19 protein-coding genes are annotated in these 21,135 nt (G+C 64.5%); 8 read left to right on the top strand and 11 right to left on the bottom strand.

Annotation, left to right across the window (positions count from 1 at the left end; all coding sequences use genetic code 11):
* Window positions 1-7: 7 nt before the first annotated feature.
* Window positions 8-514 carry a hypothetical protein gene (locus tag M9921_05200; protein ID MCO5296236.1) on the bottom strand — a complete coding sequence of 169 codons (507 nt, stop codon included), beginning with the start codon at window positions 512-514 and terminating at the stop codon, window positions 8-10.
* Window positions 515-593: 79 nt separating this feature from the next.
* Between M9921_05200 and M9921_05195 the strand changes: the two genes are divergently transcribed.
* From M9921_05195 to ftcD, 5 genes are all read left to right on the top strand, one after another.
* Entirely contained in the window at window positions 594-1,259 is a 666-nt protein-coding gene (locus M9921_05195; GenBank protein ID MCO5296235.1) for a YciI family protein, read from the top strand.
* Window positions 1,260-1,299: 40 nt separating this feature from the next.
* Entirely contained in the window at window positions 1,300-2,802 is a 1,503-nt protein-coding gene (locus M9921_05190; GenBank protein ID MCO5296234.1) for a sialate O-acetylesterase, read from the top strand.
* Window positions 2,803-3,006: 204 nt separating this feature from the next.
* A complete protein-coding gene (locus tag M9921_05185; GenBank protein MCO5296233.1) occupies window positions 3,007-4,911 on the top strand; it encodes a hypothetical protein in 1,905 nt (634 codons plus the stop codon).
* A 10-nt stretch (window positions 4,912-4,921) separates the two neighbouring features.
* Window positions 4,922-6,499 (top strand): beta-N-acetylhexosaminidase, encoded by a 1,578-nt coding sequence (locus tag M9921_05180; GenBank protein MCO5296232.1) that lies wholly within the window; start codon window positions 4,922-4,924, stop codon window positions 6,497-6,499.
* A gap of 17 nt (window positions 6,500-6,516) precedes the next feature.
* Window positions 6,517-8,208 carry a glutamate formimidoyltransferase gene (gene ftcD, locus M9921_05175; protein MCO5296231.1) on the top strand — a complete coding sequence of 564 codons (1,692 nt, stop codon included), beginning with the start codon at window positions 6,517-6,519 and terminating at the stop codon, window positions 8,206-8,208.
* A 113-nt stretch (window positions 8,209-8,321) separates the two neighbouring features.
* On the opposite strand, the gene M9921_05170 is transcribed toward ftcD, so the two are convergent.
* From M9921_05170 to M9921_05160, 3 genes are all read right to left on the bottom strand, one after another.
* Window positions 8,322-8,621, bottom strand: a complete 300-nt coding sequence (locus M9921_05170; GenBank protein MCO5296230.1) for a hypothetical protein — start codon at window positions 8,619-8,621, stop codon at window positions 8,322-8,324.
* A 67-nt stretch (window positions 8,622-8,688) separates the two neighbouring features.
* On the bottom strand, window positions 8,689-9,549 hold the full coding sequence (locus M9921_05165) for an AraC family transcriptional regulator (GenBank protein ID MCO5296229.1): 861 nt from the start codon (window positions 9,547-9,549) through the stop codon (window positions 8,689-8,691).
* Window positions 9,550-9,571: 22 nt separating this feature from the next.
* Window positions 9,572-10,306, bottom strand: coding sequence for a class I SAM-dependent methyltransferase (locus M9921_05160; GenBank protein ID MCO5296228.1), 735 nt, complete (start codon window positions 10,304-10,306; stop codon window positions 9,572-9,574).
* A 290-nt stretch (window positions 10,307-10,596) separates the two neighbouring features.
* On the opposite strand from M9921_05160, the gene M9921_05155 reads away from it, so the two are divergent.
* Both M9921_05155 and M9921_05150 read left to right on the top strand, forming a co-directional pair.
* Window positions 10,597-11,829 carry a cytochrome c family protein gene (locus tag M9921_05155; protein ID MCO5296227.1) on the top strand — a complete coding sequence of 411 codons (1,233 nt, stop codon included), beginning with the start codon at window positions 10,597-10,599 and terminating at the stop codon, window positions 11,827-11,829.
* Window positions 11,830-11,906: 77 nt separating this feature from the next.
* Window positions 11,907-13,454, top strand: a complete 1,548-nt coding sequence (locus M9921_05150; GenBank protein ID MCO5296226.1) for a 5'-nucleotidase/apyrase family protein — start codon at window positions 11,907-11,909, stop codon at window positions 13,452-13,454.
* Here M9921_05150 and M9921_05145 read toward each other — a convergent pair.
* On the bottom strand, window positions 13,451-14,152 hold the full coding sequence (locus M9921_05145) for a hypothetical protein (GenBank protein MCO5296225.1): 702 nt from the start codon (window positions 14,150-14,152) through the stop codon (window positions 13,451-13,453). The two genes, M9921_05150 and M9921_05145, sit on opposite strands and share 4 nt — an antisense overlap.
* A 134-nt stretch (window positions 14,153-14,286) precedes the next feature.
* Here M9921_05145 and M9921_05140 point away from each other — a divergent pair, with 134 nt between their 5' ends.
* Window positions 14,287-15,468, top strand: a complete 1,182-nt coding sequence (locus tag M9921_05140; GenBank protein MCO5296224.1) for an amidohydrolase — start codon at window positions 14,287-14,289, stop codon at window positions 15,466-15,468.
* A gap of 55 nt (window positions 15,469-15,523) precedes the next feature.
* Here the strand turns inward: M9921_05140 and M9921_05135 are convergent, their stop codons facing one another.
* The 6 genes from M9921_05135 to coxB form a co-directional block, all read right to left on the bottom strand.
* A complete protein-coding gene (locus M9921_05135; protein MCO5296223.1) occupies window positions 15,524-16,705 on the bottom strand; it encodes a hypothetical protein in 1,182 nt (393 codons plus the stop codon).
* 2 nt (window positions 16,706-16,707) lie between these two features.
* Window positions 16,708-17,154, bottom strand: a complete 447-nt coding sequence (locus M9921_05130) for an RNA polymerase sigma factor (protein ID MCO5296222.1) — start codon at window positions 17,152-17,154, stop codon at window positions 16,708-16,710.
* A 178-nt stretch (window positions 17,155-17,332) separates the two neighbouring features.
* The gene (locus M9921_05125; protein MCO5296221.1) at window positions 17,333-17,758 is read right to left on the bottom strand and encodes a cytochrome C oxidase subunit IV family protein; all 426 of its coding nucleotides are present in this window, start codon (window positions 17,756-17,758) and stop codon (window positions 17,333-17,335) included.
* Window positions 17,755-18,432, bottom strand: a complete 678-nt coding sequence (locus M9921_05120) for a cytochrome c oxidase subunit 3 (protein MCO5296220.1) — start codon at window positions 18,430-18,432, stop codon at window positions 17,755-17,757. Before M9921_05120 ends, M9921_05125 begins: the two co-directional genes overlap by 4 nt.
* On the bottom strand, window positions 18,432-20,126 hold the full coding sequence (locus M9921_05115) for a cbb3-type cytochrome c oxidase subunit I (protein ID MCO5296219.1): 1,695 nt from the start codon (window positions 20,124-20,126) through the stop codon (window positions 18,432-18,434). Before M9921_05115 ends, M9921_05120 begins: the two co-directional genes overlap by 1 nt.
* Window positions 20,123-21,124: a cytochrome c oxidase subunit II gene (gene coxB / locus M9921_05110; GenBank protein MCO5296218.1), complete on the bottom strand. Its 1,002-nt coding sequence runs from the start codon at window positions 21,122-21,124 to the stop codon at window positions 20,123-20,125. Before coxB ends, M9921_05115 begins: the two co-directional genes overlap by 4 nt.
* Between the last annotated feature and the right edge of the window lie 11 nt (window positions 21,125-21,135).

The raw sequence follows: 21,135 nt of genomic DNA, 5'->3' as shown, positions 1-21,135 counted from the left end.
CGAGGGATCAACGATCGCCCTTGCGCACGTACTTCCCGTCGAACGCCACGGTCCACTTCTTCGTGGCCTCGTCGTAGTCCTCGATCAACTGTCGCACCGACCCGTCGGCGTTCTTCGTCAACTTCTCGCGCGACTTGGTCTTCTTGCCACTGGGGTACTTCGATTCGCCTTCGAGAGAGATTCCGCCCTGGATTGGCTTGCCCGTCTTCTGGACGATCCACCCCGTGTCGCTGATCCAGAGCTGGCGCCACGTGCCGTCCGCCGCGTCGAACACAAAGAAGCTTCGCCCCTGGCCACCCCGTGCGCTCGTCCAGTGCTCGGTAACGCCAAACCCCTTCAGCGTCTTCTCGATCACGCTCGAGCCGACCTTCTGCCCGCCCATGAAGACGTCCCACTCGCCCACCCAGTGATCGAGGGCGTCGTGGCCCTTGTAGGTCGTCGCCGCGGGAGGGGTGGGCGTTTGGCCCGACGCAGCGACCGCCAGACCGATGGCGAGAATCTGAAGAAGCCTCATAGCCATCCGACGCGAACCGGGAGCCCAAGCGTCACGCCCTCCGTGCCAAAGACCCACGAGGGTGTCCCATAATGAGCCCATGCTCGCTTCACTCTTCGCCGTCGTGGTCTTGGGACTCCAGACCCCGCCCAAGCCGAACTACACGTTCGTGTTCTTCAAGAGCGGAACGAACAAGGAGGTGCTGACGAAGGAGCAGCGCGAGGAGGCCATGACGGGCCACCTCGGCAACCTCACCCGGCTTTGGAAGGAGGGGATCTCTCCTGCTGCGGGTCCCTTCGGGGACAACACCGCCCTTCGCGGCATCGTGGTCCTCAAGGGGGACCAAGGCGACGCCAAGCAACACTTTGCCAACGACCCCTTTGTCAAGATGGACAAGCTCGTTGTGGATGCGCACCCGTGGTTCTTGCCCGACGACCCCTTCGCCAAGGTGGGAGAGGACGCAGAGATGAAGGAGTACGGCGTCGTCCTCATGTACCGGGGCCCCAAGCGGGGCGACCCGGCAACAGAGGCGGCGCAACGTCTGGCTTCCGGACACATGTCCCACTTGACAGCCCTCGCCAAGGACGGGAAGGTCGCCGCCGCTGGCCCTTTCCTAGACGACGGGGACCTTCGCGGCATCGTGTTCTTCCACACGGCCGATGAAAGGGCCGCCCTCGAAGCGCTCGCCAAAGACCCCGCGGTCGAGGCCGGTTGGCTCCGCATCGAGTACCACCCGCTCTGGATGGCCAAAGGCATCCTCAAGTAACAAGCAGGGAAAGCCGCCGCATCGCCGAATAGGGACAGCGATGGTACGCCCCCTCCTCGCTCTCGCCTCCCTCGCCCTCTCCACCGCGCCCACGGTCGCCTCGGTCGCCATGCCGAGCCTCTTCTCGGACCACATGGTCCTGCAGCGCGACGTGCCGTTGCGGGTGTGGGGCTGGGCCGCGCCTGGCGAAATCGTGAACGTCCACATCGCGAAGGGCGAGCCGGCGAACCGCATCCGCTCCGCGCGGACCGTCACGGGTCCCGATGGCAAGTGGGAAGTTTCCTTGCTTCCGCTCCCGGCGGGAGGCCCCTTCGAACTGCAGGTTCTCGGGCAAAACTCCCTTGCGTTCACGGACGTTTTGGCGGGCGACGTCTGGGTGGGCTCGGGCCAGTCCAACATGGAGATGGCGGTCGCCTCCTCCAAGGACGCGCAGACGGAGATCGCAGCGGCGAACCACCCGGACATCCGGCTGTTCACCGTCCCCCGCCGGTCCACCGAGTTCCCCATGGCCGACGCCTACGGGACGTGGGCCAGGTGTTCGCCCGAAACCGTGCCCCGATTCTCGGCGGCGGCCTACTTCTTCGGTCGGGAGCTGCGGCAGCAGCTGGGAGTCCCCATCGGACTGATCCACTCGTCGTGGGGCGGCACGCCCGCGGAGGCGTGGACACCTCGGCCTTGGCTGCGGGCCCACAGCGTGCTGGGGCAGCGGCTCGGCGCCTACCTCGAGGGCCTCAAAACCTATCCCGAGCGCAAAGCGCAATGGGACGCCGAGATGGAGACCTGGCGTCGGAAGCCCGAGGCCGAACGCGGCCCTCAGCCGCGCGCCCCAGGCGGCGGCCCCGGCGGTGGAGGCGTCCCGGGAGGTTTGTACCAAGGCATGATCGCACCCCTCGTGAAGTATCCCGTCCGCGGCGTCATCTGGTACCAGGGCGAGTCGAATGCGGGCGAGCCCGAGTTGTACTCGGAACTGTTCCCGATGATGATCACCGCCTGGCGCCAGGCGTGGAACCGCCCCGAGCTGCCCTTCTACTTCGTGCAGCTCGCGAACTTCGAGACAGGCTTCAACTGGGCCTGGGTGCGTGAAGCGCAGGCCGCAGCGCTGAGGCTCCCCCACGTGGGACTGGCAACGGCCATCGACGTCGGCGAAGCGAGGGACATCCACCCCAAGAACAAGCAGGCCGTGGGCAGGCGCCTCGCGCTGATCGCCCTCGCCGACGCCTATCGCCGTCCCGTTCAGGGTTTCGGTCCCACCTACACGGGGTTTGCGGTCGAGGGGAGTGCGATCCGAGTGCAGTTCGCCGCGGCGCAAGGGTTGAACGCTCGAGGCGGCACCGTCACCAGCCTCGAGATCGCGGGCGACGATCGGAAGTTCGTTCCCGCGACGGGCACGGTCGACGGACAAACGCTGGTGGTGCGGTCGGCCGAGGTGCCCCACCCCGTGGCCGTCCGATACGCGTGGGCCAGCAACCCGAGCGCCAACCTCTACAACGGTGCGGGGCTCCCCGCGCCGCCGTTCCGCACCGACGCCTGGCCCCGCCAATAACGGCAGGTGCGACCCGTGTCAGGGGTGAGTCCCGGCTGCACCGCTTCTTCGTTCGAAAGCAGCGGGAGCGTCTTCAAGTGGCGCGTCGCCGACGGTCGCGAGTTTCGTTGTACCCCTCGGCAAGCCCCGGCCAGCAGCACCTGGCACTCTGGCCCTGCGCGCAGAACATATGGGTCCCCCCACCCGTCCTCCACATGGAAGCTCATGATCCTCGCCCTGCTTGCGTACACTGTGATAGGCCCCGCGCCGCTCACGCTCGCTATCCGCGGCGCGACGGTTTCGAACGCCGTCCGCCAGATTGGCGAGGCAACGGGCTTGACGCTTCATGCGCGCCCCCCCATTCAAAACCAGATGGTGCTGATCGACGTGCACGAAGCGCCCGTCGAGGAGGTGCTGGAACACTTGGCGCAAGCCGTTCACGGCGAGTGGCTCAAGGATGGCGACGCAAGAATCCTCACGCGCTCGAAGGGACTCCAGACGCGCCTTGAGAAAGCAGCACGCGAGGCGGGGGCCAGGCAGATCGACGAACACCTCCAGAACCTCCTCAAAGCCCAAAGGCCGTGGACGGACGCGCGCTGTCAGGATCTGGTCACCCGCATTCGAAGCGCCCAGGCGAGGTGGCAGGCAAACTACGATCCCGCGGCAGAAGAGGAGCTCTCGCGCCTCTATCAGGAACTCCCGTTCCAGAATGGGCTTGTCCAGCTTCTCGCCAAAATCGGCGGCGCGCGGCTGTCGGGCCTGCAGCCCCTGGAACGCATCGTGTTCTCCAACCAGCCAAACGGGCGACAGCATCGCCTTCCGGAGGGCTGCGATGCCATTCTTCGAGAACTGGCGGAGACCGTGAAGAGGTTCCAACAGGAGGTCGTTCGCCAAGGCGGCGGGGTGGTGGGGTACGGCGAGACATCACCGCGCGCGTTCGACCCGAGCACGAGGGTGATCGTCTCCGTGCAAGGAAGCGATGTCGCCACACTCCGAATGGCGGGTGAACGCGCCTCGGTCACCACTCTTCTTTTGGAAGGAGAGACGCAACCCCACCTCGACGCGCGGTACCCGGAGACTCCGGTCCCACTCAGCCCGACCGCTCAGTGGATTGCCGACTGGTGGGAAAGCCGGAGGACCCAGACCACTCCTCCGAAACCAACCGAGGAGATTCGCGAGTACTTGCTCAATCCCGCCGATCACCCGCGGATCGGAACCCTGGTCTATGAGAGTCTCGACGCCCTCGCGGCGCACGACGGGCGGCAATGGATCGCATGGATCCCGTCGGTGGCCGAGAGGCGCCTGGAGATCGATTGGTCGAGCAAGCCCACGCTCGGCCGGATCGCCACGGCCCTCCAGTTGAGAGGTTGCGAACTGCTCCGGGAGGACGGCTGGCTGATCGTTCGACACGCCAGACCAACGTTGATCGAATGGCTAGAGAAGCCTCTCGAACCCCTGCAACGCTTTGTCAGACACGTGGTCGAAGTCGGTTCGGTACGGTTCTTGGACGAAGCCGCACTGATCGCGCAGATCGGCTATGGAGTTCCCCACGACGAAGTGGCGATGCTGGGATACCCCACCGTTTCGATTCCTATCAACGCGCTCGTTCCTCTCGTAGGCTCGTTCTCACGCGCCCAGCGCACTGCCGCGGCCTCCCCTGCCGGCATCGCGATCAGCCAACTGGCGCCACCTCAAGTCGCCCTTGCCGAAAAGGCCCTGTACGAGCAGGACGTATGGCCAAGGCCTCCCTTCGAAGTCACCGATGCGTACCCAAACGGCATCCCGCGCGACACCGTGTTCAAGCTGGCCGTAGACTCGCGCGATGTGGCCCAGCCCTGGCTTGAGGCCGCGCCGAACGCCCGGACGCCCCTTCTCGACATCGGCCAACTCGTCAGCCAGATCTCGAACCGACAACAGGGCAAGAGCCAAGGCTACGCCTGGGATATGGCGAACCGGTACCTGCACGGCACGCAAAATGTGTTCCACCTCACTCTGGTCTTCAGCACGGGCGATCCGATCGCCGCCGAAATCGGCGAGCCAGCCGTTTTCGACCCCAAGCCTACGCCGTGGACGGAGTTCCCCGAGCCGTTCCGGAGCGAAATCGAGAAACGTCTGAAAGATCGCGGGTAAACCCTGCGCCATGCTCTCCGCGATGGCCATGGCGACTCTCTCCACCCTCAACCTCGTCCCCGCTCCGGTCTCCGTCGTCCCCGGGCTCGGCACGTTCGAGCTGAACGCCGAGACCGTGATCCTCGCCAGCGAGGCGGCCCTCGGCGAGGCGAGGCTCTTTGCGGAACAGATCGCGCCCGGCACCGGGCTGAAACTCGAGGTCGACGAAGGCGAGGCCCCGCGAAACGGCGCGATCCTCCTGCGGCTCGATCCGGATCGGCGAGGCAACACGACCGACGAGAGCTACACCCTCGAGGTGTCCCCCTTCCAGATCCGCATCGACGCGGCCTCGCCGTCGGGGCTGTTCTACGGGTGCCAAACCCTGCGCCAGATGATGCCCGCGGCGACCTTCGGCACCCAACCCTCGGGTCCGGTTCAGATTCCCTGCGCCCGCATCGAGGACGCGCCCCGCTTCCAATGGCGCGGCGCCATGCTCGACTGCGCGCGCCACTTCATGCCCAAGGCGTTCGTGATGCGGTTCATCGATCTCCTCGCGCTGCACAAGATGAACTCGTTCCACTGGCACCTCACGGACGACCAGGGGTGGCGCGTCGAAATCAAGCGGTACCCCAAGCTCACCGAGATCGGAGCATGGCGCGACGAAACCCTCGTCGGCCACTACGGCGCCAAGGAGCCGAAGTACGACGGCGTGCGCCACGGCGGCTACTACACCCAGAAGGATATCCGCGAGATCGTCGCCTACGCCGCGCGCCGGCACGTGAACGTGGTGCCCGAAATCGAGATGCCCGGCCACTCCCAGGCGGCCATCGCCGCGTATCCCGAACTCGGCAACACGGACACGCATCTCAAGGTGATGACCACGTGGGGAGTGAACCCGAACGTGCTCAACACCGAAGACTCCACCATCGAGTTCCTGCAGAACGTGCTGGCGGAAGTGATCGAGCTGTTCCCCTCGAAGTTCATCCACGTCGGCGGCGACGAGTGTCCCAAGGACCAGTGGAAGGCCAGCGAGCGCGTGCAGGCGAAGATGAAGGCCCTGGGGATCCAGGACGAGCATGAGATGCAGTCGTGGTTCATCCGCCAAATGGACAAGTGGCTCGCCGACCGCGGCCGCCGTCTCATCGGGTGGGACGAGATCCTCGAAGGAGGGCTCGCACCGGGGGCGACGGTCATGTCCTGGCGCGGCATCCAAGGCGGCATCACCGCCGCGAAGTCCGGCCACGACGTCGTGATGGCGCCCACGAGCCACCTCTACCTCGACTACTATCAGGCGAGGCCCACCGATAAGGAACCCCTGGCGATCGGAGGGTTCCTGCCGCTTGAAAAGGTGTACGCGTTCGACCCGGTGCCCGAGGGCTTCACCGACCAGGAGGCCGCCCGCGTCCTCGGGGCCCAGGGCCAGATCTGGACCGAGTACATCGCCACGCCGGAGTATGCGGAGTACATGGGCTTTCCCCGCATCTGCGCACTCGCCGAGGTCGTATGGACGCCCCAGGCGGAGCGCTCCTACCCCGATTTCCTGGAGCGGCTCCAGGGCCACCTCGCGCGGCTCGCGGCGATGAAGGTGAACTTCCGAAAGCTGGATTGACCGATATACTTCGACACATGAGCGAGCCCCTGATCGAGTGCGTGCCGAACTTCAGCGAGGGCCGGGACCCGGCGGTGATCCAAGCGATCGCCGACGCGGTCTCGGCGGTCGAAGGAGCGACGCTTCTCAACGTCGATCCCGGCAAGTCCACGAACCGCACGGTCTTCACCTTCGCAGGAGCTCCCGAGGCGGTTTGCGAAGCGGCGTTCCAGGCCGCGAAGGTGGGTTCCGAGCGCATCGACATGGCGCGCCACTCCGGCGAGCATCCCCGCTTCGGCGCGATGGATGTGTGCCCCCTGATCCCCATTTCGGGCATCTCTATGGAGGAGGTCGCGGAGCACGCTCGGGCGCTGGGCAAACGCCTGGGCAAGGAGCTGGGGTTGAGCATCTTCCTCTACGGCGAGGCGGCCACAAGCGAGGAGCGAAAGGAGCTCTCGTCGGTCCGCGCGGGCGAGTACGAGGCCCTACCCGAGCGCCTCAAGGACCCGCGGTGGAAGCCCGACTTCGGCCCCGCGACCTTCCAGCCCAAGACCGGGGCCACCGCCGTCGGCGCGCGCGATTTCCTCATCGCCTACAACGTGAACCTCAACACGACCTCCGCGCGCCGCGCCAACGCCGTGGCGTTCGACATCCGCGAGCGCGGACGCGTCAAGCGCGAGGGCGACCCGCTCACGGGCGAGATCGTGCGCGATGCCGAGGGCCATCCCGTGTACGAGCCGGGCGCGCTCAAAAGCACGAAGGCGATCGGGTGGTTCATCGAGGAGTACGGTTTCGCTCAAGTCTCGATCAACCTCACCAACCTGCGCGAGACGCCGCTCCACACCGTGTACGAAGTGTGCTGCGAGAAGGCCGGCGAGCGGGGGATGCGGGTCACCGGTTCCGAACTCGTCGGGCTTGTCCCCCTCGAGGCGATGCTTGCGGCCGGGCGACACTTCCTGAAGAAGCAGCAGCGCTCCACCGGCCTGCCCAACGATGAATTGATCCGGATCGCGGTCAAAACCATGGGCTTGGACGAACTGGATCCCTTCGACCCCCAGGAGCGGATCATCGAGTACGCGATGCGGGACCGCGGCCTGAAGAACCTCGTGGATTTGGACGTGCGCCAGTTCGCCTACACCGTCGCTTCCGAATCACCGGCGCCCGGCGGTGGCTCGGTCGCCGCTCTGGCCGGCGCCCTCGGTGCGGCGCTCGGCACCATGGTCGCGAACCTCTCCAGCCACAAGCGCGGCTGGGACGCGCGGTGGGAGGAGTTTTCCGACTGGGCCGAGCGCGGCCAGGCGTGCTGCGACGAGCTTCTGCGCCTCGTGGACGAGGACACGCGCGCGTTCGACCGCCTCATGGCGGCCTTCAAGCTGCCCAAGGGCACCGACGAGGAGCAGGCGGCCCGGCACGACGCCATCCAACGACGCACCGAGGAGGCCATGCAGGTCCCGCTTCAGACCATGGAGGTTGCGCTCCGTTCGATGGAGGTGCTGGAAGCCATGGCCGCGGAAGGCAACCCGAACTCCGTGAGCGATGCGGGAGTAGGTGCCCTGTGCGCCCGAGCCGCCGTTCGGGGGGCGCATCTCAACGTGCAGATCAACTCCTCGGGCGTCGAGGACAAGGCGTTCGTCGATCGTATCTTGGCTCGCGCTGCGGAGATCGACGCAGAGGCGGCAAAGCGAGAGGAGGCGACCTTGGCCCTGGTTCGCCAGAAGATGGACGCGTAGGCGTTTTGTGGTTTGTGGTTGTGGTCCGCCCCCCCTCGCCCCTCTGGGAGAGAGGGGGCAGCGGGTGAGGGGCCCTCGTGGTTTGTCGTTTGCCGTCGGTGTCCCTCGGGAGGCTAACGTTTGCGGATCTGGAGCGGGACCTTGCCCGGTACGCGTTCGATAAGTTCCCGCGCCTCGAGATCGAGCTGCACGACCTTACAGTACCACCTCACGGAGCCGGGCTTCGGGAACAGCTCCATCGGCGCTTTCGTCCGCTTGAGGTGGGCCGTCACTTCGGTCTCCAACTCCTGGAAGGTGATTCCACCTTCGGCTGGGACCACGCCCAGGATCGCATCGCGAATGAGCGTGTACTTCTGCTCGTTGAGGGGCTCTTGGTAGCCTGGATGGTTGACGTTCTTCGCTTGAATCGACATCGGGGTCACCTCACACACTACGACCAGTATCCACCGCATGCCCGATGGCGTCCTTGTCGAATCCTGCTCACTCGGCGAACTGGTCGCGATACGCCCCGGGAGGCACGCCAAATCGCCTGCGGAACGCGTGGGTGAAGGAGCTGGGGCTGGAGTAGCCCACCTCGAGCGCGATCTCCAGAACCGACCCCTTGCTGGACTCCAACAGGCGCCGGGCAGCATCCAGGCGCAGGCCGATGACGAACTGCCGCAAGGGCGTGTCGAACGCCGCGCGGAACAGGCGGGCAAAGTGAAACTCGGAGAGCCCGAGCTCGTCGGCAACCGCGCGCGTGGTGAACGCGCTGGCGAAGCGAGCCTCGACCATCTGCCGAGCAAGCATCAGCCGGGGCAGCAACTCTTCCAACGTGCTGCCCCGATGCCTCGCGAGCCTCAGCATCGCCTCATGCCGAATCCGCATGAGGCTCAGGACGACCCCGATCACATCGAAGCCAGCCTCCTCGGCATCGTCATGCCGACCCTCGAGACACGCCTTTGCAAGCTCTGCCGCCGCCGCGGACAACGGGTCTCCCTTGCGAAGCGCCACTCCATGCAGCAGTTCTTGGAAGCCCGCGGGGATGACCAGGCTCTCGGCCATCTCGGCGATGAACCCAGAGCTGAGCCACAGCACCAACACCTCGGCGGGCCCGGCTGGTACACCGAGAGTCAAGGTCGAATCAGCCGCGCCCGGGGCAAGCAGTAGGTAGCGGTCCTTGCGAAGAACCGCGCCCTGACAAATCACGCCCGGCCCCTCCACCGGCAGGACCAGAACCAACTGCCCGCCGCGTGGCAGCTCCAACCGACGTTCCAGCCGCCCGCGCCAAACCGCATTCAGCCGAGTCTCCGGTCCCTGGGGGGCGAGTGGCGCGGGAGCGCGGGGGAGAACGATCAGCATCGCTGCTTCCAACGGACCGTCATCAATGCGGCACCATCCCTCGGCTCGAAACCCAGTTGGACCTGGGCCTCGGCTTGAGAACGTGCGCGTCCAAACGATGCAGGACGGTGAACGACTCGGGAGCAGTCCCATGCAGCAAGGCGTGGTGAGCGGCATCGAACGCCTCGACCTCTGATTCCGAAAGCACTGCTCCCACCCCCCGGCAGGCGCGGAATCGGCCACGCCAGCTCTCTCGCGTGAATGCGATCGGCTCATCGTAGACGAACATAGCCTCTACTTCGAACTCGGGCTCCGCCCAGGAAGGCACTTTCGGCACGTCGCCCGACCAATCGGCTGCGCTCCAATCCGGGTTGAACTCGAGGACCAGTTGCTCGCTTCTCCGAGCGATCGCATCCAACCGGGGGAGCCACGAGAAGTGAGAGGTCACCAGCTTCCCTCCCGGTTTCAGAACTCGCCGAAGCTCCGCTACAACCCTCTCTCGATCGAAATAGAGCCAACACTGATTCGCCGTGGCCACGTCGAACGTCGGTCCAGACCACGGGAGCGCCTCTGCCGGATGGGGAAGGAACTCGACCTCCAAGCCCTCTTCCGCAGCCAGTTGGCCGGCCATCGCAATCTGTTCTGGAGAAACGTCAACTCCTGACACGAGCGCGCCTTGCCTTGCGAACTGGCGCGCCATCACGCCCGTCCCAGTCCCAAGGTCGAGGAGGCGCTGCCCTTCCGTGCCGATTCCAAGCTCCAAGAATTGTTCAAACAAGCTCGGCGGGGGCCCCGGTCGATGAAGGGCGTAGTCTTGCGAGGTCTTGCCCCAGTCGATCACTTTGTTCCCGTCTCGCGGTCCCAGTCCGTGCATTGCCACCCGCCCCGTTTTCCATCGCTCCGCAACATGCCTGCGAATCTTTTCGAAAGTGCCGTTACACTTACGAGTATGGGTCGGGTCGAGCGACGAGTTTCGACTCGGAGCCAATTGCGTTGATCGAGAGGGGTCCGGGGGGACAAGCCCCTTTGCGATCAGGCGGCCGTGCCTGGCCCGTAGGGAGTTGAATCATGTTGGAGAGTCCTCGAGCCACCCGCAAGGGGAAGGCGAATTCCTGGTTGCTCGCGATCGTGTCGGGTGGGTTGCTCACGCTCGGCTTTGGATCCGTCAGCAGCCACCGTCCCGATCCTCCGGCTGCACCGCAGATTCTGGGCGACAAGCTGGTCATCGCCTACAACGACCTGGGCATGCACTGTCTCAACGACGACTTCTCGGAGATCTGCATCCTCCCGCCCTACAACACGATGCGGGCGACCGTCATCGACCGTTCGAACGAAGATCCCAAGATCCTGACGACCGGCGTGACCGTGGAGTATTCGATCCCGGGAAACACGGTGAGTCACACCAAGACCAACTTCTGGGACTACGCTCCGGCCCTGTTCGGCGTCGCTCTCCCTTTGGATGTCGGCCTGACCGGCAACGGCCTGACAGGCTCCATGACTCCTACGGCCGACCGTGATTGGATCGCCTCGGGCATCCCAATCACGCCCATCACGGATCAGGGAGCGAACGACCCGTACCAACTGGCCCGCGTGCAGGTCCGTCAGAACGGACAGGTCAAGGACGTGACCTACGCGGTGATTCCCGTCTCCTGGGAGATCCACTGCGACTACTGCCACCGGCCCCAAAACGGCGACACGGTCGCCGGAGACATTCTAAGGAAGCACGACCGCAAACACGGGACGGACCTGATGAACCAGAAACCGGTCCTGTGCGCAAGCTGCCACGCCGACCCAGCGCTCGGGACGGCGGGAGTGCCAGGAGTCTCGTCCATGTCGTCGGCGATGCACAGTTCGCACGCCAAGCGCGCCATGCCCTACAGGATGCGGTCGGGGCCCGCCAAAGAGGCGTGCTACAACTGCCACCCGGGCACCCAGACGCAGTGCCTTCGCGACGTGCACTACGCGCGTGGTATGAAGTGCGAAGATTGCCATGGCAACATGAAAGCCGTCGGTAGTCCGCTTAGAACGGCCTGGGTGGACGAGCCGCGCTGCGGCAGCTGCCACCACGTGCCTGGGCACGAGTACGAACAACCCGGCAAGCTGTTCCGTGATTCGGTCGGGCACAAGAACGTCAAGTGCGTGGTTTGCCACAACAGCCCCCACGCCATCGTGCCCACGGTGACCGCTCAGGACAACGAGCAGATGCTCCGCGTCCAAGGGCACGTCGGCACGCTGGACACCTGTTCCGCGTGCCATTCGCGGGCGCCCGACCACCCGTTCTTCCACCGACGGGAGTCGTAACGCTCGGCGCCCCCTCCGGCCCAATGGGATCGGAGGGGGCTGTCCCACTTCAGGACACCGCTTGGTAGACTGCCGCCATGCGACGTCTCGCCTCCCTCCTGATCTCCCTCGTCGCCGCCTTGGCGTTCGGCCAGTCGTACACCTTGACCGTGCTCCATACGGACGATCTCCACGGTCACATCGAGCCCGTCAAGGTCGGCAAAGGCATGTACGGGGGCTATGCGAAGCACGTCACGCTCCTCATGCGCTTCGCGGCCACCGAACCCAACCCCGTGGTCCTCTCGGGAGGGGACACCTTCCAGGGCACGATGTACTTCAAGGTGTACGAGGGACTCGCCGACGCGTTCTTTATGAACCTGATGGGCTACCGCGCCATGGCCGTGGGCAACCACGAGTTCGACCTCGGCCCCAAGCCGCTCGGCGTCTTTGCACGCAACGTCCAGTTCCCGATGCTCGCGGCCAACCTCGACGTTTCGGGCGATCCGGACCTCAAAGACGTGATCAAGCGCTCGGTTGTGATCGTGGTCGGCGGCCAACGCATCGGGCTGGTGGGCGCCGTCACACCGCAACTTCCCGATGTGAGCAGCCCGGGGCCGACGGTCAAGATGCTAGAGCTCATGAGCAACGTGCAGAAGGAGGTCGACCAGTTCTCGGCACAGGGCATCAACAAGGTCATCCTGCTCAGCCACCTCGGGTATGAGCTGGAAAAGAAGGTCGCCGCCACGGTCCGCGGGGTCGATGTGATCGTCGGGGGACACAGCCACTCGTTGCTCGGAACGTTCGCCAATCCCGACTTCCCCGCCAGCGAGGGGCCCTACCCGACCGTCGTCCAGAACCCCGGAGGCAACAAGACCCTTCTCGTCGCGAGCTGGGAGTGGGGGAAGGTCCTCGGACACCTGCAGGTGGACTTCAACGCCAAGGGCGCCGTCACGGCTTGGCGCGGCGCGCCGGTGGTCGTCGACGCGTCGATTCCGGACGACCCGTTCGCCCTGTCCGCACTCGACGCGTTCCGCATGCCGATCCTGGCCGCGTCACGGAAAGTCGTCGGAAAGAGCGATGCGGGAGTGCCCAACGAGGAGGGACGGCTCCGCGAATCCGCCATGGGCGACCTCATAGCGGACGCGACGCTCGAGGCCTGCGCGGCCTCCAACCCCGACTTCGCCGTCGTGAACAGCGGCGGCGTCCGCGCCCCCTTGCCAAGCGGGACGATCACCTACGACAAGCTCGTGGAGGTCCAACCGTTTGCCAACACGCTCATCGTGATGGAGCTCACCGGCAAGGAGATCAAGGCGGCACTCGAGTACGGATTAAGCGGGCTCGAAGAGAAGGAGGGTCGCTTCCTGCAGGTTTCCAGGGGCTTCCACTACGCGTTCGACGCTTCGAAGCCCGTGGGCAGCCGTCTGCTCTCCGCCTCGCTGAAGGGGCAACCCGTGGAGGACGGCCGCACCTACCGCGTGGCCGTCAACCAGTACATCGCCAACGGTGGCGATGGGTTCGAGGTATTGAAGGCCGCCCCAGGCATGCGCTGGAATCTGGGACTCGTCGACATCGACGCGTTGGAAGCGTACGTGGCCAAGTATCCGCTGCCGTCGAAGCCCGAGGGGCGAATCGACGGCAGCGGTTAGGGTCTCGTGACCATGAAGACGAACACCATGCTCCACGCGGCCTCGGCGAGCACCGCGAAGCAGAACTGCAAGTCGGCGGGCATGGCGTAGACGCACAGGAGAACGGGGATCCAGAACGCCCAGCAGGGGATGAGCGTCGGCCACACCTCCTTGGCGTAGAACCTGCGCGAGAAGGCCGAACGCCACCCGTCGAACCGAAATCCCCTGCGCTTCCACGCGTAGAGGAACACGGCCGTGGGGATGCTGATCACCGTGGTGAAGAGCGACATGTCGACCGCAGTCTTGACGATGAGGGTTTGGGCATCGTTGCCCGTGCCGAAGACGAGCCCCTGCAGTTGGTAGAAGAGGTCCACCTGGACGCCCACGACCCCATAGACCAGCGCGTTGTAGCCCGCTGTGGCGGCCCAGGCACGATCGAACCGCGGGATGCGGCGCAGAAGGAGCCTGGCGAACTCGGGGATCGCCCCTCCGGCAACGCCCCCCGCCAGGAAAGAGAAGAGCAGCCCCCCCGCCACTTTGACCCCGGCCAGCTTCGCCGCGACCGTCTGCATCTCGGGGCTTCGGTAGTAGGCGATGACGAGCATCACCGCGGCGATCTGGATGACGACCAGAGGCCCGATCTGGCTGCGCACCGCGGCGATGCCGGGGGCAAAGGCCCGTCGGAGCGCGGTTCGTTGGAAAGGGGGCGCGTCAGCCAAGTCATCAGTTTGGCACGCCCTCCTCCCCGACTCCCGATTCCCGTCCCCCGATTCCCGTTTCCCGATTCCCGATTCCCGTCCCCCGATTCCCGATTCCCGATTCCCGTTTCCCGCAACGAAGTATTCTCTTCCCTATGGACCTCGCCCAAGCCATCGCCGCCGAGTTGCCCGAGATCGAGGAGATCCGGCACGACCTGCACGCCCATCCGGAGTTGGGGTACCAGGAGGTCCGAACCAGCGGCGTGGTGCAGCGGGAACTCACGCGGCTCGGTGTGAAGCACGTGCCCGGTCTGGCCGGAGGCACGGGCGTCCTCGCGCTCATTCCCGCAACCGTGCCGAGTGCCCGCACGATTGCTCTCCGCGCGGACATGGACGCCCTCCCGATCGTGGAGAACACGGGTCTTCCGTACAGCTCGACCCACGAGGGGCGGATGCACGCGTGCGGCCATGACGGACACACGTCGATCCTGCTCGGCGCGGCCCGGGTGCTCTCTAAGCTCGAGGAGCGTCCGAATCACGTGCTCCTGTTGTTCCAACCCGCGGAGGAGGGGGGCGGTGGGGGCAAGAAGATGGTGGACGACGGCGCGCTCGCGGGTACGGTGCTTGGGAATCGCGCGGACATGATCTTCGGGCTGCACGGCTATCCCGGCATGAAGGTCGGCCAGATCGCGACGCGAGTCGGAGCGATGATGGCCTCGGCCGACGGTTTCGAGATTCTGGTGACCGGCAAGGGCGGACACGCCGCAATGCCCCACATGGGCATCGACCCCGTGGTCGTCGCGAGCCACATCGTCACCGCCCTGCAGACGATTGCGAGCCGCAACGTGAAGCCGCTCGACTCGGTGGTGGTCACGATCGGCAAGATCGTTGCGGGCACGGCCAGCAACATCATTCCCGACACGGCCTTGCTGGTGGGCACGCTGCGCACGCTCAACGAGGCCACGCGCCACCTCGCGATGCGCCGCATCGACGAGATCGCCTCAGGGGTGGCGGCCGCGTTCGGCGCCAAGGCCGAGCTGAGCTTCAACTACGGCTACCCCGTGACGTGCAACGACGCGTCTGCCGTCGCGCGCCTGCGCGAGACCCTAGGACCCGTGTTCGGCGACGCCCTCTCGCCGGACGAAGTGGAGCCGGTGATGGGCGCCGAGGATTTCTCGTTCTACGGCGCCGAGTGCCCGGCGTGCTTCTACTGGCTGGGCCTCCTCGGCGAAACGCAGGAGCAGTACCCCAACCTCCACGCGCCAGAGTTCGATTTCAACGACAAGGCGCTGCCGGTTGGGATGCGGGCGATGTGTGAGTTGGCTTTGGCGCGTTAGGAGATGTCTCACGCAGAGGCGCAGAGGCGCTGGGGGGGACTCTCCGCAGTAGGTACTACTTGTTCTTGTTGGGATGGGCAGCCCAGTAGGCAGCGGAGAAGGGCTCGTTGAGCATGAAGATCCCACCCGCCGCCACGGTTGGCACGTCCGCGAACGCGTAGGTCTCGCCGTTGAACCTGACGTGGCCCGCGACATTCTTCCCAAACCAGTGCTCCTCCCAGTGAGGGTCGTTCCGACTCGATCTTATCACGGCAAAGTCTCTCCCCCCAACCCGCAACAAGCCCGATCCCAACGGGTCAGCGAACTGTCCTTTGTACATCTTGGTCGAACCGTCCTTCGCGGTCAACGCAATTTCGAAGATCCCGAAGGGCGCCTTTTGGACGCGAGCGGCCTCCATGAGCACGGCAACCTCAAATGGAGCGATGACGACCATCGCAACTGCACCCTTGGCGTCTTTCGCAATCCTGGCCATTGGCTCACGCAGCTTTCGATGATCGATGACCTGCGCGCTCGCGGGGACGTTCGGTTTCAGGCGAGCGGGGTCGAACTTGGCGTAATTGTAGGTCCACTCATCTCCCCACGATCCGCGGTCCCGCATCGAGGTGAACCGAATCGGCAACTTGGTCTCCGGGTCCACAAGCAACTCTTCATCCACGTTGGTGTTGCCGACATCGGCCTTGTACGTGAACCGCGTCACGGTGCGCCCGTTCCAGTTGTAGCCCTCTTCGACCTTGGCGGCAGCGAAGTCCTTGAGCATCTCCTCGACCCTTGGAGCCCGATTCGCCCTCGGTTGAATCTTTGATTTGGCGTCGTAGACAACCAGGTTGAGCGCGGAGCGGTACCAGATCGTCTCCTCTCCATGCGTGCAGTAGAAGTCGCCGGTCGGCTCAGGGTCCAGGGCTCGCTGCAGCTCCGTGCGTGTCTGGTCGCCCAAAACCCACGTCGTGACCGTGAAACCACCGCCCTTCTCGGGACTCATGATCCGTCTGTGCACGATGGTCAGCGAGTCGGCCTTTTGATCGGCCGCAATCACCTGAGCCAGCGTCACCTTGGATGAACCGAAGAAGACGAACAGGGACAGCGCACCGAGGGCCAGACTGGAGCCGCCAAGGCCCAAAGCAAGAACGCGTAAGCGGCGGGACCGGTCCCGACGGGGGATCAAGTCCAGCACGGTGTCCTTCAACGCGAGTTCGGCGGCCCGGTCTCGCCAGCCCGAAAAGTGAATCGGTTCTTCCATGTTCATGTTTTCGCCTCTCGAGGAGTTGTTGAAACTGGGATCTCGACGCCGAGCAGGCGCCGCATACGGTGGACCGCTTCGTGTACTCTGGCCTGCACCGTGCCTTGAGGGAGCCTCAGCACTTCGGCCGCTTCTTTGGACGTGAAGCCCTCGGCCTTCACCAAGACAAACACCTCTTGGAGCTTCGGCGGCAGCTGCCGAAAGGCTCGTTCAAGGTCGATGAGAGCAGCGAGATTGGGCGAGTTTGAGGCGACGAGATCGTCGATTGCGTCGGTCCGGATTCTGCGAACGCGCCGCCACTTGTTCACGACGATGCCGAACAGATAGGCGCGGTGAAGTGGCTCGTCCGCATTCCGATGCAGCCTCTGCAACGCCGCGAGGATCGTCTCGCTCGCGAGGTCCTCGGCCACCGACCGATTGCCGGAGAGCCGGAGCGCAAATCGGTACACCGCCTCACCATGCTCGTCCCAGAGGCGTTCGGCACACTTACTCTTTGAGTCGTTGCTCGGCTTTTGCCCCACACTTCATAGTGCCGCTTCTAGCCGAGATTGTTGGGTGCAATCGCGAGATTTTGCGACCCCCGTTGGGGCCCGGTTCCCGAGTCCCGGTTCCCGGTTCCCGGCCTTCCTAGTGTCCCTTCGCCGCTTCGCCTTCGATCGGCTTGAAATCGCTGTTGACGGGGCCGGGGAACTTCTTGACGCCGAGGATGATCTCGTTCGAGGGCGTCCAGCCCTCCACGGGCTTGCGCGTCGAATAGTCGCCGTAAGTGATCATGAGAAGCAACACCCACGCGAAGCCGGCGATCGCCCACATCTGCACAAGCTTGGTGGTGTACTTCACGCCCATGAAGAAGAGGATCACGAGCGTGGCCTTGGTCACCGCGATGCCCATGGCGATCGCGTTGTTCAGAAACGTCGCGGCCGCGCTGCCCTCGGCGAACAGGTGATCGCCGACGTCGAACTGCGCGGCGGCGATGGTCAGGACCATCAACACGACCAGTGCCGCGAAGTTCTTCGCGTAAACGCCGAGCGGGAGAACGTGGGTGCCTTTCATGACTTGGGGATGAGATAGAACAGCGGGTACAGGAAGATCCAGACCAGGTCGACGAAGTGCCAGTACAGGCCGATCATCTCGGTCGGCAGATAGTCGCGGTTCACCGAGGTGTGGCGCTTGGCCACGAGCGTCGCGAGCACTCCAATCACGATGATGCCGATGATGACGTGGATGGCGTGGAGGCCCGTCATCGAGAAGTAGAGCACGAAGAACATCTCGGCGACGCCCTTCGAGGCGCCGGCATGCGCCCACTCGAAGTGCGCGCCCGGCACCAGATGGTGCTCGATCTTGGCGCTCCACTCGAAGAACTTCACCACGAGGAACCCAAACGCGCACAGGATCGTGATGCCAAGCATCTGCAGCTGCTTGTCGAACTTGCGCAGTTGCGAGAAATGGACGGCGCACGCCATGGTGAAACTGCTGAACAGCAGGATCATCGTGTTCAGACCGCCCAGCCGCCAATCCAACTGCTCGTGGATCACGTACCATTGCGGCGCGTGCATCCACCGTTGGAGGATGTACACCAGGAAGAGGCCGCCGAAGAACATGACCTCGGTGACGAGGAACGTCCACATGCCGACGAGATAGGTCTCGTTCTGCTGCTCGATGTCCTCGAACTGGACGTGAAGATCGACTTCCGCCGGATCGGGCCGCGTGTGTGTGGCGGTTGACACTACTCGTCACTCCCCATGTGTGCTTCCTTCTTCATGACTTCCTGGGCCTGCGCATGCTCGATCTCGTCCACCGCGGCGTAATCGTACGCCTCGTGCGTGACGATGGGAATCTCGTGGAAGTTGTGGGTGTCCGGGGGCGACTCCGTCTGCCACTCCAGCCCCACGGCGCCCCACGGGTTGCGGCCCGCCGGCTTGCCGTACTTCAGGGAGTGCAACAGGTAGAACGCCGGCAAAATGTACCCCAACGCCAGGACGGACGCCCCGGCCGAGGACATGATGTTGTACGCCTGCCACTGCGGGGCGAAGTCGTAGTAGTGGTACCGCCGGGGCATCCCCAGATAGCCCAGGATGAACTGCGGGAAGAACGTGAGGTTGAACCCGACGAACACCAGCGCAGCGCCGATCTTCGCCCAGTTGTCGGAGTACATCTTCCCGGTCATCTTCGGCCACCAGTAGTGCAGCGCGCCGAGGAAGCCCATCATCGCGCCGCCCACCATGATGTAGTGGAAGTGCGCGACCACGAAGTACGTGGCCTGCAGGTGCACGTCCGTCGCCAATGACGCGAGGTAAAGGCCCGTAAGACCGCCCACCACGAACAGACCCAGGAAGCCGAGCGCAAAGATCATCGGGGAACGCAGATCCACGTTGCCCTTGTAGATCGTCGCCATCCAGTTGAAGGTCTTCACCGCGGAAGGAACCGCCACCACGAACGAAATCAGGGAGAACACCAGGCTCTGGAACGTCGACTGGCCCGAGGTGAACATATGGTGGCCCCACACGATGAACCCGAGACCCGCGATCGCGAGGCTCGAGAACGCCACGAAGTGGTAGCCGAAGATCCGCTTGCGGGAGAAGCAGGCGATCAGCTCGCTCATCACGCCCATCGACGGCAGGATCATGATGTAAACCGCCGGGTGCGAGTAGAACCAGAACATGTGCTGGAACAGCACGGGATCGCCACCCAGCGCGGGGCTGAAGATGCCCACGCCCATCGTGGCCTCGACCGCGACCAGCGCCAGAGTGATCGCGACGACCGGGGTGCCGAGAACGATGATCACGGACGTCGCGTACATCGCCCACACGAACAGCGGCATCCTGAACCACGTCATTCCAGGCGCACGCATTTTGTGCACCGTCGCGATGAAGTTGAGACCTGTGAAGATCGATGAAAAGCCTGCGATGAAGACCCCGACAATGGCCAGCACGACATGTCCCGAGCTGTACATGCTCGAGTAGGGCGTGTAGAACGTCCACCCCGTGTCCACGCCGCCCATCAGCAGCGCGGCGAGGATCAGGCCGCCGCCGATCATGTAGAGGTACCAGCTCAGCAGGTTCAGCCTCGGGAACGCCAAGTCTTTGGCGCCGATCATCATCGGCAGCGCGAAGTTGCCGAAGGTGGCCGGGATCGAGGGCACGAGGAACAGGAACACCATGATGATCCCGTGCGCCGAGAACATCTTGTTGTACGTCTCGGACTCGAGCATCACGCCGCGGGGCGAGGTCAGCTCGAGACGGATCATCGACGCCGCCAATCCTCCCAGCAGGAAGAAGAACGAGATCGACACGAGGTAGAGCACCGCGATCCGCTTGTGGTCCTGCGTGAGGAGCCACGACTTGATCGTGTGGGACACGTTCAGGTAGTTCGGACGTGTCGCGTCGTCGAGTTCTTCTGGTCGAGCTGCCGTAGCGCTCATCGATTACCCTCCTGAGGGGTGGTCGCGGCCGCCGGTGCGGCGGGGGCCGCCGGCTTCTGCACTCCCAAAGTCTTCATGTAGGCGATCAACTGGAGCGCCTGCTCCTCGCTTAGCTCCTGTTCGTAGTTCGGCATCGTCGCGATGTAGCCCGCGACCAGCTTCTTCTCGGCCTTGAGCAAGGACTCGCGCAGGTACTCGTCGTCCGCCAGCACCGTCGTGCCGTCCGTCATCTGCTGGCGCTTGCCGAACAGGCCATACAGCGAAGGGCCGCGCGGCGTGTCCACGTCTCCATGGCAGTTTGCGCAGTTGTAGAGCTTGTAGAGATCCTCGCCCGACTCGACCATCGTTCGATCCTTCGGACGCATGGAACGCCCACCGTCGGCGAGCCACTTCTGGAACTCGTCGGGCCTCTGTACGATCACCTTGCCCACCATCTCCGAGTGCTGCGTGCCGCAGTACTGGTTGCAAAGGATCATGTACTCGCCCTCCTTGGTGGCTTGGAACCACAATTGCGTGTACTTGTCCGGCACGACCATGTACTGGGTGCGGAATTCGGGGATGTAGAACGCATGGATCACGTCCTGGGAGATCATGGTGAGCTTGACCGGCACCCCCACCGGCACGTGGAGTTCGTTGTTCTCGCGCACGCCGTTGGGATGCTGGATGTGCCACATCCACTGCTTGCCGATCACGAAGATCTCCATCGCGTCCTTTGGCGGCTTCCGGAGGTCGACGAACAGCTTGGCACTGTAGCCGAAGACCGCCAACGCCAAGAGCAGCGGGATGATCGTCCACGTCAGCTCGAGCTTGAGGTTCTCGTGGCTGGGGCGCGACCGGTCCACCTTGTTGCCCGCCCGAAACCGGACGGCGAAGATGATCGCCAAGATCATGACCGGCACGGAAAACACGATCGTAAGGACCGTCAGAATCCCGAACAGCAGGTCGTGCTGACCCGCAAAGGTCGAGGCGGCCTCGGGACGAAGCGGAAAGTTGAACATGGAACCTGGCT

The organism is Fimbriimonadaceae bacterium, assembly GCA_023957775.1.
Lineage (GTDB): Bacteria > Armatimonadota > Fimbriimonadia > Fimbriimonadales > Fimbriimonadaceae > JAMLGR01.
The sequence above is the reverse complement of the archived record's forward strand: the minus strand, read 5'-3'. Positions and strand labels throughout refer to the sequence as shown.